The following is a 17,078-nucleotide window of genomic DNA, read 5'->3' on the forward strand; positions in this document are numbered from 1 at the left end:
TCAAGTTCGCTTGTATACGCTCTGCGCAACGCTCCTGTAGACATAAAACACCGCCCCCCTTTTGGAGGGCGGTGCCAATACTCAAACACATCGACTTACTTCTTGCCCGGGACCTTTTTCTTGGTCTTTTTCTTCGGCTCATCCTCGTCTTTTTCACACGGAGACTCTTCGTCCTTACCGAATTTCAGGATATCTTCGGCCAGACTGTTGAGTCGTGCATCGACGAGCGCGTTAATACTGCCAGCCGGGTAGCTTCCGTCTTTCTTTTTCTTTCCTGCGGACTTGCCCGTCAGGATTTCGATACCCTCATCAATGGTCTTAACGGCCCAGATGTGGAACTTCTTTTTCTTCACGGCTTCGATGACCTCTGGATGAAGCATCAAATCCTTCACGTTTGCGTGGGGAATCATTGCCCCCTGCTTCCCGGTCAGTCCTGCACGCTTGCAGCACAGGAAGAAGCCTTCAATCTTTTCATTCGCGCCACCAATGGGCTGAACCTCACCCTTCTGGTTCACGGAACCCGTCACGGCAATGTCCTGCCGCAGCGGAACACCAGACAGGCTAGAAAGCATGGCGTACAGCTCTGTGCTGGACGCGGAATCACCATCAACACCACCATATGACTGCTCAAATGTGATGGACGCCGACAGGGACAGTGGCTTGTTCTGCGCAAAACGCTCACGCAGGAAGCCTTCCAGAATGAGCATCCCCTTGTTGTGCGACGGGCCAGACAACTTTGCCTCACGCTCAATATTGGTGATGCCCTCGCGACCAAGCGACGTCACCGCCGTGATGCGCGACGGTTTGCCAAAGGCATAGTCACCCATTGAGTACACGGCCAAGCCGTTAATCTGCCCCACCTCTGCGCCGTCCGTGGCAATAAAGATACTGCCCCGGTCAATCATCTCCTGAATGCGCTCCTCAATCTGATTGCAGCGATAAATCCGCGCATCCAAAGCCGCATCAACAGCTTTGCCCGTAATAATTTCCGCTTTGGCTCCCGCATAAAATGCAGCTTCGGCAAGCAGATCTCCAAGCTCAGGGAACGACGTCGAAATTTTTTCCTGACGTCCAGTCAGGCGCACGCCATGTTCAATAAGCTTTGCGACTGCCCCCGCATCCAGCGGACGGATTTTCTGCCGGTCAACTTCGCTGCGAATAAAGCGCGCAACCTGCTCAACATTATCCTCGGAGCGCTCCATTGAAGACTCATAGTCTGCACGCACCTTGAAGATTTTGGACATATCCTCGTCGTAATTTCTCAGCATGCTGTAGAGATAGGCATCACCCAGAACCACGACCTTGACGTTCATCGGGATTGGCTCCGGCTTCAGCCCAGCGCCAGCAGAGAAATAATACGGATCAAAAGTCTGGATCTCGATCTTCTCTGTTTTCAGCGAACGCTTCAGTGTCTGCCAGACTCCCGGCTCCATAATGGCATCAAGCAGGTTAATGACAAGGTACCCGCCATTCGCACGAATAAACGAGCCTGCCTTGATTTTCGTGTAATCCGTTCGCCACATGCCGCCCGGTTCAATCGAGCGCTCAATTGTGCCAAACAAATTTCTAAACGTGGGGTAGCCTTCAACAATAACAGGCGGTCCCTCCAGTTCACTATTATCCACAAGGAGATTCACGTGGTATGGCGACAGCAGCTGTTCTGCCGTCGGCATCATCATGGGCATTGGACCCTGCGGCTTGGCGCCCAGCATCCGCAGTTCATCCAGACGATTCCCCATATGCTCCAGCATGGAATCAAGGTATTCCACGATCTCTTTTTCTGTATACGCCTCGTACATCCCTTTCAGCAGGTCCTTCGCCAAAGACATGAACATGAGGTGATCCACCTCTTCGTGCTTTTGCGTGACCTCTTTCTGCAAAGAGCGCACCTGCTGCACAATATGATCAAGCTCAGCCTTGAGTGAAACTCGATCTTTTTTCAGTTTTTCCAGCTCTTCCTGCGGGAACCGGCCGTTACTTACCATTTCTTCCAGTTCAATGATCCGCTTCGGCTCGCCATCTACCAAAGGCAGAATGTCCGGCCGCTGAACCGGTCCCATCTGCATATTCACGACTACGAGATTTGAGTCTTTGACCTTGCCCTCAACGGATTTATAGAACTCAGCAACCTTTTTCTCGTGCGCCTCCTGGATTGCATTCTTTCTCGTAATATATTCCTGACTTTCAAATAGCTGCGGAATGTCTCGCTTCAGCGCATCCAGGAATTTGTCGACACTCTTTTTGAAGTGTTTGCCTTCACCCGCACGGAACTTGAGCAAATGCGGCGACTCCGGCCGCTTAAAGTTATTCACATAGCAAAGATCATCCGGCGGCGAATCTTTGCCAGAAAGCTCTTTCAGGAGCTTTTTCACCGTCGCAAGGCGACCCGTTCCAGCCGCTCCTGTGACAAAAATATTATAGCCCTTTTTCACCATCCCCATGCCAAAACGAAACGCCTCTACGCCACGCTTTTGGCCTATGATGTCTGTATGTGGGTCTAAATCATCGGTCGTCTTGAACGGAAGCTTTTTCGGGTCCAGCGCCCAGCGCAACTGCTCAGGCTTGAGACTCGCGGGAACTTTCTTAGAAGCCATTCTCAACCTCCATAAAGTTATTTGGCAATAACAGGTATCCGCCGAGCCTTCGGCGCTGCCGTCCGGTTTAAGCGAATCGTAAGCACTCCACTCGATATCGTCGCCGTCGCCGTCTTAGGGTCCACTCGACACGGTAACTCCAGCGTACGACTAAAATGACTGTATTCACGCTCACTCTTCGTCTGCGCCTCTATCCCCAGTACCTTCTCCGTTAACGAAATCTCTATGTCCTCAGCATCATAGCCCGGTAAAGGCTGGGATATCACTATGCGCTCGTCCTCTCGACATATCGTCATCTCGTCGCTCTGAAGACAACTCACAGACGGTAAGCCCATATCTGAACAAAAACCGTCAAAAAGCTTGTCCATCTCTTCCCGTAACTGCAGGAGCTGACCATCACTCCACAGACGCAAATCAGGCATTTGCGGCCTCCTTCAGTATAAAATGAATCAGAAGGACTCCACTTCAGCTGCTAACACTTGCAGATGGTGTTTCTTCCTTATTGCTCATAGATTAACACGCTTCCCTTTTATTACTCAAGAAACATCCACTTTCCCTCTACAAGAGGCTCATTGTGGGTTAGTGCTCTGCAAGAGGCGCTAGGGTGGGTGGGTATTTTATTGGGACTCCGTCCCAAGCCCTGCAAGGGGCGCCGCCCCTTGACCCCGCCCAAGGACGAGGCCCTTGGGAATCCCGCTATCGCTCAAAAAAATACGGCTGAATGGGATGAAAGCTTCGCTTTCCTCTCCATCAGCCGTATTTTTTGAGCTAGGGGAATTTCCCGAACGCGTGTTCTTCTGCCTTTTCCAGACCGCACTTATTTTCTTTTTGAACGCAAGCGTTCAGAAAGAAAATGGTGGCAACGCACGGGAAAGAGAACGACTTTCTTTTCGTTTTCTCACCCAAGTTTGAATTTCATTCACGCGAAGCGTGGATGAAATTCAAACTCGATGAGGATACGTAAGGGAATCATTCCCTTACGCGGGGGTTTGGGGGCAGGCCCCCAATTTTCCCCCCACTCACTTGTCCAAATGACACAAAAAAAGCCCCCTCAAGAGGGGGCTTTTGTCATCATATAGCCTTGGCGAGTTAGTCGCGGCGAACGCCTTCGCTCACGGGGTAGGCTTTCACAGTCTGAATGAGCCAACCGACGAGGAGGACACCGAGAGCGACGCTCCAGCCGAAGATAGTCACGGACTGCTGTGTGTAGCCACCGTAGGGCATTGCGATATCACCGACAAAGTTCTTCACAGCGATGTACCCGAGGATCAGCGGAGTAGCGAACTTCAGGGAGAAGTTCCACCAGCGGCCGATGGAGAAGTCGGAAACAGCGTTGATGTGGCGGCGCATGTCTTCGATGTCGAAGAACCAGGCCATAAAGAAGATTTCAACGAGACCGGTCATGAGCACGCCGAAGTTCATAACGAAGTGGTCAACGATGTCGAGGATAAGCAAGCCAGCGTTGCTGGCGAAAGCAGCACCGGCGATGAGGCCGACACAGCAGTAGATGGAAACAGCGAGCTTACGAGAGATGTCGAACTTCTGGCGCAGAGCGGCGACACAGGCTTCGCAGATAGAGATGTGCGAAGAGAGGCCAGCGACGGTAACAGCGGAGAAGAAGAGGACACCCATAACGCGAGGCATCGGCAAGAGGTTGATTGCCTGAGGGATGGTCACAAAGCAGAGACCAACGCCGGAGCTCACAACTTCGGTCACACTCACACCCTTGGCGGCGGCCATGTAGCCGAGGACGCCGAAGATCATGGTACCAGCGAGGACAGAGAATCCGAGGTCCATGAGGACGGTGATGAATGCGTTGTTTGAGATGTCAGAATCCTTGGGCAGATAACTAGCGTACGTGATCATGATGGCGAAGCCAACGCCCACGGAGTAGAAACACTGACCATATGCAGCGACCCAGACACTTCCTTTACTCAGGGCAGAGAAATCAGGAGTGAAGAGGAAGCGGAGACCTTCAATAGCACCGGGCAGGAAGATAGCGCGAATCACGATGGTGATAACGAGCAGGAACAGCACGGGCATAAAGATTTTATTTGCTTTTTCGAGGCCGCTTTTCACGCCGCTGAAGAGCACGAGCCACGCTGTGGACCATGCGAGGGCGATAGCGCCGAAGATTTTCCAGTTCATACCGCCGAGATGCAGCGGGGAGTCGGAGATATTGAGGAACTCTTTCATGAAGAAGGTTCCGGTGTCCGTGCCCCAGGCCTGCGTAAAGGCGAAACCAACATAAGAGATGGCCCAGCCAACGACGGCGACGTAATAGAGGGAGATAACGAAGGCTACGAGTACCTGCCACCATCCCAGCCATTCCATCTTGCGAGAAATGGAAGAAAAGATTCTGGGGGCTGAACCCTGGAAGCGGTGACCAATGGCGAACTCAAGAATTAGGAAAGGAATACCAGCTGTGAGCATTGCGATGATGTAGGGGATGAAGAATGCCCCGCCACCGTTTTCATAAGCCATGTATGGAAAGCGCCAGATGTTGCCCAAGCCGATTGCAGAGCCGACCGCTGCCAGGACAAATCCTGCGCGAGAGCCCCACGTTTCCTGATTCGCAGACATGAAAATCCCTTCTTTTTTTGCCTCTGTCGAGAGGACTTGGTGAGTCAAGACTGCATCTGAATGCGTAACAGATGCATAAAAACTAAAAACGTTGCGTAACAGTTCGCATTTTCTATCTTATACCCCTGCAAGACCTGTAATTTTACAGATTTTGCTTTATGAGACAGAAGAAAAGAACCGCTAAGTTCAATTTTCTACGCTGGTATGAGTGAACAATCAAGCGCTTTATTAAAAGATTCTAGGGAACTATTTCACATTTGCAAAAAATTTTGCAACGAAACATTCAAATGGCTTCTCTATATAGCGCTAGTACGTATTGTACAACATTAGAGACAGGTAAACGCTCACTTTTACATCCCTCCTGCACGCATTTTCCCAAAAATCCTTTCCGAACTGTACTCCCCTTGCTACCCCTATGCAGCTTGCACAAAAAAAGTGTATTCTTCTTTCCGTGCCGCATTCAGCAACGCGCGCCGCGATTTGCAGAAGTTACATGTGCTCACAAACCCCAAATGATTACTGCTTTCCCGGCCTGCTGTGGGCATTAGACTTGTGGACGCAAATGCCGTACACAAGACCCCATCCCAACTGGGTGAAAACCTCATTTTTCAGGTACACGTCGAAAATCTATGAACAGAACGAAGCATATTCGAAATTTTAGCATTATTGCTCATATCGATCATGGCAAGTCCACCCTTGCTGACCGTATTCTTGAAATCACTGGCGCTGTCAGTGAACGAGAAAAACGCGATCAGTATCTGGACAAAATGGAGCTTGAGCGTGAACGTGGTATCACCATTAAGTCGCAGACCGTTCGCCTGCCATACACGGCAGCAAACGGCGAAACCTACGAACTGAACCTTATTGATACCCCCGGACACGTCGACTTTTCTTATGAAGTGTCCCGCTCCCTTGCCGCCTGTGAGGGCGCACTCCTCGTTGTTGACGCAACGCAGGGCGTTGAAGCCCAGACTCTCGCCAACGTCTTTATGGCGCTGGATCACGACCTCGAAATCATTCCCGTACTCAACAAAATCGACCTCCCCAGTTCTCACACCGAGGAAGTCGCACAGGAAATCGAGGAAATCATCGGTCTGGACTGCACAGACGCTTTGCAGGTCAGTGCAAAAACAGGCCTCAACGTCGAAAAAGTGCTCGAAGCCATTGTCCAGCAGGTCCCAGCTCCCTCTGGCGACCCGGACGCCCCGCTCAAAGCCCTTATCTTCGACTCATGGTACGACTCCTACCGCGGCGTTGTCGTCCTCTTCCGTATTCTTGAAGGCACCATCCGCAAGGGTGACAAAATCAAGATCAACTCGACAGGAAGAGAATTCGACGTCACCAGCCTCGGCGCATTCACCCCAGAGCCAGTTCAGTACAAAGAATTCGGCCCCGGTGAAGTTGGCTTCCTTTGCGCAAACATGAAAGAACTCTCCGACGCCCCCGTCGGCGATACTGTCACCCTCGCAAAGAACCCAACTCAGGACCCGTTCCCCGGCTTTCAGGAAGTCAAACCAATGGTCTTTTGCGGCCTCTATCCCGTTGAACCCGCTGAGTATGAGCCTCTGAAAACAGCTCTCGAAAAACTCCAGCTCAACGACGCCGCATTCCACTTTGAGCCTGAAACATCTCAGGCCCTTGGCTTTGGCTTCCGCGCAGGCTTTCTCGGCCTGCTCCACATGGAAATCATTCAGGAACGACTCGAGCGTGAGTTTAATGCAAAACTCATCGCAACAGCTCCCTCCGTCGCCTATCAGGTTACAAACACTGATGGCGTGGTCTCCATTATCGACAACCCAAGCAAGCTTCCTGAAATTCAGGAAATTGCTTCACTCGCCGAACCATACGTCCGTATGGAAATCCACGTTCCCAACGACTACGTCGGCGCAGTCCTTAAACTCTGTGAAGAAAAACGCGGTATCCAGCAGGACATGAAGTACCTGACCTCGACCCGCGTCATGATTACTTACGAGCTGCCCTTTGCCGAAATCGTGTTCGACTTCTTCGACAAGCTCAAATCCGTGACCCGTGGCTACGCGTCTATGGATTATGAAGTTATCGACTTTAGAGAATCCGACCTCGTCAAACTCGACATGCTCATTAACGGCGACGTTATCGACGCCCTCGCCGTTATCGTCCACCGTGAACGGGCTACGCGCTACGGCCGAGCTGTCGCACTCAAGCTCAAGCGCTCCATCCCTCGCCAGCTTTACGAAGTTGTCGTGCAGGCCGCCATCGGCTCCCGGATTATCGCCCGTGAACGAAACGCCCCCCTACGCAAAAACGTTACCGCCAAGTGTTATGGCGGCGACATCTCCCGTAAGCGCAAGCTCCTCGAAAAGCAGAAAGCGGGTAAGAAGCGTATGAAAAAAATGGGAAGCGTCGAAATCCCGCAGGAAGCCTTCCTTGCAGCGCTCAAGGCTGAGGCTGACTAAACCAAGACCACTTCCGCAGAAAACGGGGAGCAGCTTCGGCTCCTCCCCGAAAAACAACGACAGGACACGCTATGAATCCAAGATGGCAACAGGTTTTGCGAGACTATGCCGAGGCCCTTATCTTTGCCCTCATCCTCGCATTCTTCATTCGCTCCTTCGTGGTGCAGGCGTTTAAGATCCCCTCAGGATCTATGTTACAGACCCTTCAGATCGGTGACCAAATTCTCGTCAATAAATTCATCTATGGCGTGAAAATACCCTTCACCGACATTACAATTATCCCCGTCTCTGAGCCTGAACACGGCGACATCGTCGTCTTCCGATACCCAAAAGACGAATCAAAAGACTACATCAAGCGACTCATCGGACTCCCCGGAGATACCCTCCAGATGAAAGACAACCAGATGTATCGCAATGGTGAAAAACTCACAGAGCCTTACCTCTCCGGACTCCCACCAAAGAACTTCCCCCCACTTCAAAACTTCGGACCAATCACCGTCCCTGAAGGGAAATTCTTCGCTATGGGAGACAACAGAAACAACTCCTCGGACTCCAGATACTGGGGCTTCGTCGACAGAACACAGATCATAGGCAAAGCCTGGCGCGTCTACTGGTCCTGGGCTGGCCCACTCGATATCCGGTGGAGCCGCATCGGAAAACTCGTTCAGTAGCTCCTCACAAAACAAAAAGCCCCCTCGAAAGAGGGGGCTTTTTTTGTGGCATACAAAGAGGATTGGAGAGAGCCGGGGCCTGCCCCAGCACGTTAGTGCTGGATGGGTGGGGGGGGAAAGAACCGGGGCCAGCCCCGGACCCCGCGTAAGGGAATGATTCCCTTACGTATCCTCATCGAGTTTAAAAGCCGTGCAAGCTTCGCTTGCACGGCTTTTAAACTCGGGTGAGAAGGCGTAAAGAAGCTCTTTCTCTTCTGCGAGTTCGCCACCATTTTTTTTTGAACGCGAGCGTTCAAAAAGAAGGGGTTGAGGCGCAAAGAAAAAGAACACACGCCCAGTTAATTAGGCCGAAAAAAAGGGAACCGAAATGGAGAGGAGAGCGTAGCTCTCATCACATTTCGGTCCCCTTTTATTTCGGGCGAAATCGGGATTCCCAAGGGCCTCGTCCTTGGGCGGGGTCAAGGGGCAGCGCCCCTTGCAGAGGTGCGGGGACAGAGTCCCCGCCCACCCTCGCGCCGCCTGCAGAGCACGAGACGGAGTCTCGTACCCCACCCCAAAAAAGAGCAAAAAAAAAGACTCTCAGTAGAACTGAGAGTCTTAAACTGTCATGGCGTCCCCAGGGGGATTTGAACCCCCGTCGCCTGCGTGAAAGGCAGGTGTCCTGGGCCGGGCTAGACGATGGGGACAGTTTGCTATTGGCTGGCGAGCAAGGGATTGAACCTTGATTGCTGGGACCAGAATCCAGTGTCCTGCCAATTAGACGACTCGCCAACGCGGAATGAACAAATATGCAGATTCACTTTGAATGTCAACGGAAAAAATCAAAAAATATAAAATTAATTCCCTGAAGATGCAATTTCCTTTGAAAAAAAATGATGCACCAGACAGCGAAAAAAATGCCTATTGCGGCCGGGAAGCGAGCGCCTGCACCCTCTGCGGGGGGTAGAGTGTATCAAATTCCTTGCCTGAGACAAAGCGCTCCCGCGCAACAAAACGAGAGCTAAAGATGCTCCGTGAGGGGTCGTAAAATTCATTGCGAATCCCTGCAAGCTGCATCAGAGAATGAATCAAGTCATCTGTTTGATAACGCCGAGACAGAAGATGCGAAGCCGAGAGGGCGGGAAGCCGATGCTTCGCAAGCGGTGAGGCCCAAAGAATGAAGGGGATTTCGAACATATTCCGAGTAGGGACCAGCTCATTGTGCCCGTTAAAATCTTTCTCCTCAAAAATTTCATCACCGTGGTCGGAAAAATACAGAAAGGCAATGTCCTGATCCGCGTGCACCCGTGCCTGCTGCAAAAAAGAAAACACAACCTGATCGTTAAACCGCACGGCAGTGTCATACTCGTTTGTTTTGGAAAGAATCTCACGCTGATGCGCCCGAGAGGCAGAAGAGTAGAGCGCCTTGTTAAGATAGGGCGGAGAGCCATAAAAAATCGGCATTTCAGAAGGAAAACGCTCATTGTATGAGCTGTGATTTCCCATGAGATGAATAAAAATAACCTTGTGTGGCGCGGGATCGGCAAGAGCCTGTTTCAGCTTTGGTAACAGACAACTGTCCAGACTGGATTCACCAATGACCTGCTCTGAAATTTTGAGAAGCCCCTGAGAGCTGTACCACTTCTCATTCGCACCATGGGCAAGCAGCGTCATAGCCGTATCGTGAGCACCCGTACTGGGCTGATTAGAATACCAAAAAGTCTTGTAGCCAGCACCATTGAGCGCCTGAATAACAGTCTGGTGCATGGCGCGCTGCTCCCAGTTTTTAAAAGTAAACGCCTTCTGCAAAACAGCAATGGTGTGGGCATGGGGAGAAATGACGTCACGAAAAACAAAAAGATCGGGTTCCTTGGCCAAAAGAGGCGTTGTCCGGCGGGGGTAGCCATAAATCTGCATGTGATTCCGCGTCAGCGATTCACCAATCACGACAACAAGAGTCTTCGGCGCATCGTCTTCCATAACCGTCACAATATTCTTGGAGTCAGCATTGCGAATGCACTCCTCAAGCTCCTTGTGCTGCTGAACGTAATCGAAATAGCTCAAGACAGCAGAAGAAACATAAAAATCTCGTGAGAAAAGCTGTCCGCTGTTCAGCGCCCAAACCGCAGCGCAAGCGCATAGCGGCGCAGCAAGCATCACTGTTTTGCGAGAGACAGGCTCGAACTGTGCGTAACGAAAAAGAAGCGCCAGAAGACTCACTCCAAGAGCAATGCAAAAAACCAGAGCCGCTGACGTATAATCTTTCAAAAAATCAGCGGCTTCACTGGGGTTTGTCTCCAGCATCGGCGCAAAGGTATCCGCCGTTGGCATGGCAGAGTACAGCGTTAAATTCGAAATGGTAATTATGAAAACAGGAAAAAAAAGCAGCCACACTGCCGCGTAATACGCCTTTCGGAAACGACCAAAGAACAGCGCCGGGACAACAAACACGAGTGATGCAGGAAGACTTTGCACAAAAAGGCTCTCAAAGCTCCGGCCACTCCCACAAAAAAGCGCTACAATGCCTACAAAAAAAGTAGGCAAATACATGAGCGAAATATCCCAACCCAAAAGTGTAAAATCGTTCTTTATCTTCTTAAAATATTTATAAAATCTTGCTTGCATAGATTCTGTAGAGTTGAATAATGAATTTTTATCTGGTCCAAGTTCTGTTTTCTACACAGGCACCTATCTGACGTCAATTAAACGCAAATAACCTCACACATTTTATGTGCATCAGGACTGGATGGGTGCGGGGCCTGCCCCATGGATGGGCGGGTGGGGGAAGTTGGGGGCCTGCCCCCAAACCCCCGCGTAAGGGAATGATTCCCTTACGTATCCTCATCGAGTTTAAAAGCCGTACAAGCTTCGCTTGCACGGCTTTTAAACTTAATGGGGCTAGCGTCGAGAGCCTCTTTCTCTTCTGCGAGTTGCCACCATTCCTTTTGAACGCTTGCGTTCAAAAAGAAAGGGTTGAGGCGCAAAGAAAAAGAACACACGCCCAGTTAACTAGGCCGAAAAAAAGGGGCCGGATGAAGGGGAAAGTCAAAGGCTTTCACACATCCGGCCCCTTTTATTTCGGACGAAAACGGGATTCCCAAGGGCCTCGTCCTTGGGCGGGGTCAAGGGGCAGCGCCCCTTGCAGAGCACGAGACGGAGTCTCGTACCCCCACCCCCCCCAAAAGCCCTTACGGGTTTGGGGCTGCGCCCCAATAAAACTGCGCCCCATGCAGAGCACGAGACGGAGTCTCGTACCCCAATTTACTCCTTCGTGCTCTTGGGTGCTTTTGGTGCAGATTTCTTAGCCTTGGGCGCAGCCTTTTTTTCAGCCTTGGGAGCTGTTTCCCCAGAGGGAGCAGCTTTCTTCTTGGGCTTAGGCGGCGTACCGGTCAACAGCAAGGTTCCCCGTTCACTCAAAGGCTTGCGGTGCTCCTTGTCCATACTCAAACTGCTGGGTGGACAATTGTCCACACACACACCACAGAGAATACAGGCAAAAGGATCAAGTTCCCATGTACCTTTCTTACGATCAACTGTGATGCACTGCGACGGACATTTCCTGGCGCACATCCCGCAAAAGATGCACGAATCAATGTCGTTATTCAGAGTTCCACGATACATATCAAAGTTGCCACGTACCTCAAAAGGGTACAAACGCGTCGCTTTCTTCGAAAAAAGATTCTTGAGAGCGGTTGGTGTCAAAGTGAGCATAGCTGTGACCTCCTAACGTTCCGTGCACGAGATGCACGGGTCGATGGACAAGACCACGACAGGCACGTCCGCAAGCTCAATTCCACCAAGCATGTGCAAAAGTGGCGGGATATTGGCAAACGTGGGGGTACGAATACGAACCCGGTCGAGATACTTTTTCCCACTGCCCTTGACGTAATACATCAGCTCACCGCGCGGCTGCTCTGTCCGGCGAATAATTTCACCTTCGGGATAGCCTTTGAACGGAGTCGCCAAATCGCCTGCGGGCAGACGGGATATGGACTGACGAATGATGTCGATGGACTGGAGCACTTCGTCGAAACGGACAGCACAGCGTGCCCAGGAATCGCACTGAGGGTGCGTCACAGGCTCAAAATCAATGCGGTCAAAGCACTCATATTCGAGCTGGCGGCAGTCCTGAGCAATGCCAGAACCGCGAAGTGTTGGGCCACAGGCTCCTGTTTCTATAGCGACATCTGGCGGCAACATGCCAATGCCACAGGTCCTTTTTTTCACCGTGTAGTCATTGAGCATAGCGTCACGCAGGTCGTGGAGCGGCTGATCGATTTCATCAATCTGCTGGAGAATCCAGCGAATCTGCTCTGGACTCAAATCGCGACGCACGCCGCCGATAATGTTGACCGACACGATAACGCGGTTACCTGCGGTCGCTTCGTTAATGTCCATGACCTTCTCGCGCAGCTTCCAGATCTGCTGGAACAACGCTTCAAAGCCAAAGGCATCGGCAAAAAGCCCCAGCCACAAAAGGTGGCTGTGCATGCGGTGCAGCTCGGACCAAATCATGCGCAAATGCTGCGCACGGTCTGGGACTTCAATGTCCATCATGTCTTCGATGCAGTGGCAGTAGTTCATGGCATGAATGCAGGAACAGATGCCGCACACACGTTCGACGACATACACCATCTGGTGAATGTCCTTAATTTCTGTCAACTTTTCCAAGCCTCTGTGCACAAAGCCCAAAGCCGGAATAGCTTCCTGTACAATCTCGTCCTCGACCACCAGCTTCAGATGAATAGGCTCCGGCAATACCGGATGCTGAGGGCCGAAGGGAATTATTGTCTTGGCCATAGCGAATCCTTACTTTTTGGTGATCTTGAGATTGTTTGCCAGCGGAACCTGCTCAAGGGTCACTTCCTCATCGAGCAGGAGCGTCCGGTTAAAGTCCAGAACCAGTCCGTCAAAAACAAGGGCGAACTGATCGCGCATTTCGTTTTCGGGCAGCATGGCGCAAAAATATACGCCGCTGATGCTCGGCACTGGCGCATCTCGCAGTGCTTCCATGCGCAAGGTATGCATCTCCAGGTCCCTATCGAGGTGGTACAGCAAATCCACTGTTTCCTCTGTCTTGTTGGTACATGTCATTCCAACAAGCCTGTAGCCCTGGTTCTTGTACTTCAGAACCTCGCTTGCGAGGGTATCGGGTGTGACTTCAGTCAGATTTTCAATCACGGTGTCTCCCTCCAGAGCTAGCCCTTCATTGCTTCAACTTTTTCTGCAAACTTCTGCAATCCAAGCACCACTCCGTCGATAATCGCTTCCGGACGCGCCGGGCACCCCGGGACGTACACGTCCACCGGGATAACCTTGTCCACGCCACCAACAACGTTGTAGCACTCCCGAAAAACACCGCCAGAAAGCCCACAGGCTCCAATGGCAATGACCGCCTTAGGATCAGGCATCTGGTCATAAATGTTTTTCAGCACCTTTTTGTTTCTGTGATTCACAGTGCCCGTTACCAGCAGAACATCGGCGTGTTTGGGATTACCAACATTAACAATCCCGAAACGCTCAATGTCGTACAGGGGAGTCAGGCAGGCCAGTGTCTCAATATCGCACCCGTTGCAGCTACCGCAGTCATAATGAATGATCCACGGCGACTTGATGCGGGACTTCTTTATAAATGACTTCAGCATGATTAACTCGCGGCGTGCAGCCAGATGAGGTTAACGAAAGACATCGCAAGGCCAATGCTCCAGACGTACTTGAGCATCCAGCGCCAGGTCATGCGCGCCATTGTGTTGTCGATAAGGATTTCGACGAAGTACACAACCAGCAGCAAAATCAGCATGCCATACCAGCTTGTTCCCCAGAACAGGGCACACAGGCCAAGCAGCAGCACGGTTTCGTACCAGTGTGCAATCTCAATAAGGCCAAGATACGGGCCAGAGAACTCCGTCAAAACACCTTTGACCAGCTCCTGATGCCCGTGATGGGACGTGGAGAAATCAAAGGGCGATTTGCGAAGCTTAATGGTCAAGGCAAAGCTCAGCACAATGAACATCAGCGGAAGCTTCAGAATCAAAGGCTGCTCATAGGCCCATGCGTCGCTGATATTGAAACTGCCAGTCACCATGTAAATGCCGACAAAGACCAAAATCAGCAGCGGTTCATAGGTCAGAACCTGGATAAGCTCGCGCTGGGCGCCAACCTGTGAATACGGAGAAGGGACGCTCATTGCGCCCATCACGAGGAAAACAGAACCAATCGCCTGCACAAAGAAAATGAAAAGCAGGTCAGACTGGGCAAAGAACAGCATCACAGAGAATGCCGCTGCGACGAGATACACCCACGCACAGAAAACCTGCCACGTGCTCGCAACCATTCTGGTTTTGCCAAAAAGCTTGGCAACATCATAAAACGCCTGCACCACTGGCGGGCCTTGCCGAGACTGGAACCACGCCGTGACCCGGCGGTCCGTACCAGCGATAAGTCCACCAAGCAGAGGAGCAACCACGAGGCCAATCAGGCCAAGAATAATTGAAGCTGTCATTACAGCGCCCCTCCCATCATCAGAATAATGAGACCAATGGCCGCAATATTTACTGGTGTCGTCAAAACGTTTTCACCAAAGACTGCAGAAAGGTAGTAGTTGCCTGCCGAAACCTTGACCGGAACATTCATTGGGCCTCTAAAAAGCCCCTCTTTCATGTCGCCAATCTGCAAGCCACTCATGTATGCGCCCGTAGTCTTGATGCTCTTGGACCGCTTTGCCGCACGCAACGCGTACAGGAATCCAAGACCCATAACAAAGAACACCGGATACACGGCGAATGCCCCAAGTGGTCCGCGCAGAACCCCCGCAGAACTCGTCAGCGGAGCCGCACCAAACAGCGGCGCAATCAGTCCTGAATAAATTGCCGGGATGCCCAGCGAAAGAATGATCGTCAGCCCCGCAAGTGTCGCAAGAACAATGCGGATACACAGCGCCTGCTCTTCCTTCTGCGGTGCCTCACCAGAAGGTGCAGACAGAAGCAGTCCGGCCCAGCGTGCCCAGTAAATCACCGTCAGCGCAGAACCCATCGCCATCATAACAACGACAAAGAGGTTGCCTGCAGCAGATTCAATGGCCAGCCACTTTGCCAGCAGAACACCAAACGGCGGGAGAATCATCGTCAAAATGCCAACCACGGCAGCAATCGTCGTAAATGGCATACGCTGATACAGACCGTGCATGTCTTCGATGTCTCGCGATCCAATCTTTTGCTCAATCGTGCCAACGCACAGGAACAGCAGCGACTTGGATACCGCATGGAAGATGATAAGGAGAATGGCCGCTGTCAGCGCCGCAGGTGTGTTGATACCCGCACACGCGATAATCAGCCCAAGGTTTGAAATCGTTGAGTACGCCAAAATCTTTTTGCCATTTGACTGACCAATGGCCAGCGCTGCACATGCAATAAACGTAAAGCCACCGCACAGGGCAACGCCACTCGAAACAAACGAACCTGCAAAGGCTGGGGCAATTCGCAGAATCACATACACACCAGCTTTCACCATCGTGCTCGAATGCAGCAAAGCAGAAACGGGCGTCGGCGCAACCATTGCCCCCAGAAGCCAGCTCTGGAATGGGACCTGAGCCGCTTTCGTGAATCCGGCAAGGCACAGGAATGCCATCGGAATCAGGAGCGCGCCTGCTGTCGTCGGACCCGCTGCAATCATCTGTTGCAGATCAAGAGTCCCCGTAACCGAATAGGCCCACATCATGCCAATCATGAAGGCCAGCCCACCAAGGCTATTCATCCACAATGCCCGTACACTGTTTTTGATCGCGATGTCTGTCCCATCATGACCAATCAGGATGAACGAACAGAATGTCGTGACTTCAAAGAAAAAGTACAGCCACAGGATGTTATTCGAAAGCACCAGACCATTCATTGCGCCCAAAAAAAGCACCATGTAGAGGAAAAATCGCGGCTGACGCGACTTATCCAGCTTCAGGTGCTCCTCGTGCGCCTTCATGTATGGAAGGGCGTACACACAGATCAGTGAACCAATGATCGAAATAATAAGGACCATGATCAGCGACAGCTGATCCGCATAGAATGCAACCACTGGTCCCTCATGATCTACCATGAACAGCTCAAAGACTGCCAACAGAACAAGTTGTGAAACAGTAAAGAATTTAATGAGAAAGTTTTTATGCTTGAATGCATAGTAAAGAATGACAAACAATAATGCGAAATCAGCTAGCGTGACCAGCGCTCCCCATCCGCTCGGCGGTGAGTAGCTGAACGTCCCCCCCGCTAGCAAAACAAGCGAAGATAACGCCAGAATGATTCCCGTGACCGTTACCACAAGCGATCTAATGAACCCCGCCCGTAAAAAATAGCAGGCTAAACCCGCTACTATCGGAAGGAGTATCAAAAGCATCAACAAATTGGACATGACGACCTCGTTTGGATTGTTCCGTCCTTTCCACTGCCGCCTAGCCTCCCACAAGGCTAGGTATCTGCTAGAAATCCTATCCCAAATTAAGATTCCTAAACCTTTTTCTATGTCAACTCATTGAACAGGTCAATACCACACTGAAAAGTATACCTATTCTCTATGCTTCTAATTCAGGCGCCAGACATTGCAAAACGCTCTACATCTTTTTTTTCGACTCTTTTCCCCTTCCAAACAAGCTGTTACGTCCATCTCATTATTTACCTCTCTCTTTTTATCGCATCATGCATCACATCTCTCCCTCTTTTCCTTTTCAGTAAAACACCATCACTCTTTTTTTTCTTTTCAATACAAACAGGCTTGTTGTGTTGAGGCGCTGCCCCAAACCTGCAAGGGCTTGGGGGTGGGGGGTGGGGGGT

General features: G+C 51.3%; 12 protein-coding genes and 2 tRNA genes. 2 read left to right on the forward strand and 12 right to left on the reverse strand.

What is annotated here, in order from left to right; translation table 11 throughout:
- Positions 1-95: 95 nt before the first annotated feature.
- From B5D23_RS10385 to B5D23_RS10400, 3 genes are all read right to left on the reverse strand, one after another.
- Positions 96-2,594: a Lon protease family protein gene (locus tag B5D23_RS10385; RefSeq protein ID WP_078685373.1), complete on the reverse strand. Its 2,499-nt coding sequence runs from the start codon at positions 2,592-2,594 to the stop codon at positions 96-98.
- A gap of 17 nt (positions 2,595-2,611) precedes the next feature.
- Positions 2,612-3,016 carry an Hsp20/alpha crystallin family protein gene (locus B5D23_RS10390; RefSeq protein WP_078685374.1) on the reverse strand — a complete coding sequence of 135 codons (405 nt, stop codon included), beginning with the start codon at positions 3,014-3,016 and terminating at the stop codon, positions 2,612-2,614.
- A 667-nt stretch (positions 3,017-3,683) separates the two neighbouring features.
- Complete coding sequence (locus B5D23_RS10400) at positions 3,684-5,177, reverse strand: sodium-dependent transporter (RefSeq protein WP_078685376.1); 1,494 nt, start codon at positions 5,175-5,177, stop codon at positions 3,684-3,686.
- Between the two features lie 629 nt (positions 5,178-5,806).
- Between B5D23_RS10400 and lepA the strand changes: the two genes are divergently transcribed.
- Together lepA and lepB are read left to right on the forward strand one after the other, a co-directional pair.
- Positions 5,807-7,612 carry a translation elongation factor 4 gene (lepA, locus tag B5D23_RS10405; protein ID WP_078685377.1) on the forward strand — a complete coding sequence of 602 codons (1,806 nt, stop codon included), beginning with the start codon at positions 5,807-5,809 and terminating at the stop codon, positions 7,610-7,612.
- A 71-nt stretch (positions 7,613-7,683) separates the two neighbouring features.
- A complete protein-coding gene (gene lepB, locus B5D23_RS10410) occupies positions 7,684-8,283 on the forward strand; it encodes a signal peptidase I (protein ID WP_078685378.1) in 600 nt (199 codons plus the stop codon).
- A 608-nt stretch (positions 8,284-8,891) separates the two neighbouring features.
- Here the strand turns inward: lepB and B5D23_RS10415 are convergent.
- The 9 genes from B5D23_RS10415 to B5D23_RS10455 all read right to left on the reverse strand — a co-directional run bounded on the left by B5D23_RS10415 (position 8,892) and on the right by B5D23_RS10455 (position 16,659).
- Positions 8,892-8,969, reverse strand: a tRNA-Glu gene (locus tag B5D23_RS10415).
- 10 nt (positions 8,970-8,979) lie between these two features.
- Positions 8,980-9,054: transfer RNA gene (locus B5D23_RS10420), tRNA-Gln, on the reverse strand.
- Positions 9,055-9,183: 129 nt separating this feature from the next.
- Complete coding sequence (locus B5D23_RS10425) at positions 9,184-10,737, reverse strand: sulfatase-like hydrolase/transferase (RefSeq protein ID WP_159445979.1); 1,554 nt, start codon at positions 10,735-10,737, stop codon at positions 9,184-9,186.
- 786 nt (positions 10,738-11,523) lie between these two features.
- The gene (locus B5D23_RS10430) at positions 11,524-11,973 is read right to left on the reverse strand and encodes a 4Fe-4S dicluster domain-containing protein (protein WP_078685380.1); all 450 of its coding nucleotides are present in this window, start codon (positions 11,971-11,973) and stop codon (positions 11,524-11,526) included.
- A 12-nt stretch (positions 11,974-11,985) separates the two neighbouring features.
- Positions 11,986-13,062, reverse strand: a complete 1,077-nt coding sequence (locus tag B5D23_RS10435; protein WP_078685381.1) for a hydrogenase large subunit — start codon at positions 13,060-13,062, stop codon at positions 11,986-11,988.
- 9 nt (positions 13,063-13,071) lie between these two features.
- Positions 13,072-13,443, reverse strand: coding sequence for an NADH-quinone oxidoreductase subunit C (locus B5D23_RS10440; RefSeq protein WP_078685382.1), 372 nt, complete (start codon positions 13,441-13,443; stop codon positions 13,072-13,074).
- A 17-nt stretch (positions 13,444-13,460) separates the two neighbouring features.
- Positions 13,461-13,907, reverse strand: a complete 447-nt coding sequence (locus B5D23_RS10445; RefSeq protein ID WP_078685383.1) for an NADH-quinone oxidoreductase subunit B family protein — start codon at positions 13,905-13,907, stop codon at positions 13,461-13,463.
- A gap of 2 nt (positions 13,908-13,909) precedes the next feature.
- Positions 13,910-14,764, reverse strand: coding sequence for a respiratory chain complex I subunit 1 family protein (locus B5D23_RS10450; RefSeq protein WP_078685384.1), 855 nt, complete (start codon positions 14,762-14,764; stop codon positions 13,910-13,912).
- Positions 14,764-16,659, reverse strand: coding sequence for an NADH-quinone oxidoreductase subunit 5 family protein (locus B5D23_RS10455; protein ID WP_078685385.1), 1,896 nt, complete (start codon positions 16,657-16,659; stop codon positions 14,764-14,766). Before B5D23_RS10455 ends, B5D23_RS10450 begins: the two co-directional genes overlap by 1 nt.
- Positions 16,660-17,078 lie beyond the last annotated feature (419 nt).

This window comes from Desulfobaculum bizertense DSM 18034 (assembly GCF_900167065.1).
Taxonomy (GTDB): domain Bacteria; phylum Desulfobacterota; class Desulfovibrionia; order Desulfovibrionales; family Desulfovibrionaceae; genus Desulfobaculum; species Desulfobaculum bizertense.

Coding starts and splice junctions, on each gene's coding strand:
- B5D23_RS10430 (WP_078685380.1), bottom strand. CDS start 11,973: ATGCTCACTTTGACACCAACCGCTCTCAAGAATCTTTTTTCGAAGAAA.
- B5D23_RS10390 (WP_078685374.1), bottom strand. CDS start 3,016: ATGCCTGATTTGCGTCTGTGGAGTGATGGTCAGCTCCTGCAGTTACGG.
- B5D23_RS10445 (WP_078685383.1), bottom strand. CDS start 13,907: ATGCTGAAGTCATTTATAAAGAAGTCCCGCATCAAGTCGCCGTGGATC.
- B5D23_RS10450 (WP_078685384.1), bottom strand. CDS start 14,764: ATGACAGCTTCAATTATTCTTGGCCTGATTGGCCTCGTGGTTGCTCCT.
- lepA (WP_078685377.1), top strand. CDS start 5,807: ATGAACAGAACGAAGCATATTCGAAATTTTAGCATTATTGCTCATATC.
- B5D23_RS10435 (WP_078685381.1), bottom strand. CDS start 13,062: ATGGCCAAGACAATAATTCCCTTCGGCCCTCAGCATCCGGTATTGCCG.
- B5D23_RS10385 (WP_078685373.1), bottom strand. CDS start 2,594: ATGGCTTCTAAGAAAGTTCCCGCGAGTCTCAAGCCTGAGCAGTTGCGC.
- B5D23_RS10400 (WP_078685376.1), bottom strand. CDS start 5,177: ATGTCTGCGAATCAGGAAACGTGGGGCTCTCGCGCAGGATTTGTCCTG.
- lepB (WP_078685378.1), top strand. CDS start 7,684: ATGAATCCAAGATGGCAACAGGTTTTGCGAGACTATGCCGAGGCCCTT.
- B5D23_RS10455 (WP_078685385.1), bottom strand. CDS start 16,659: ATGTCCAATTTGTTGATGCTTTTGATACTCCTTCCGATAGTAGCGGGT.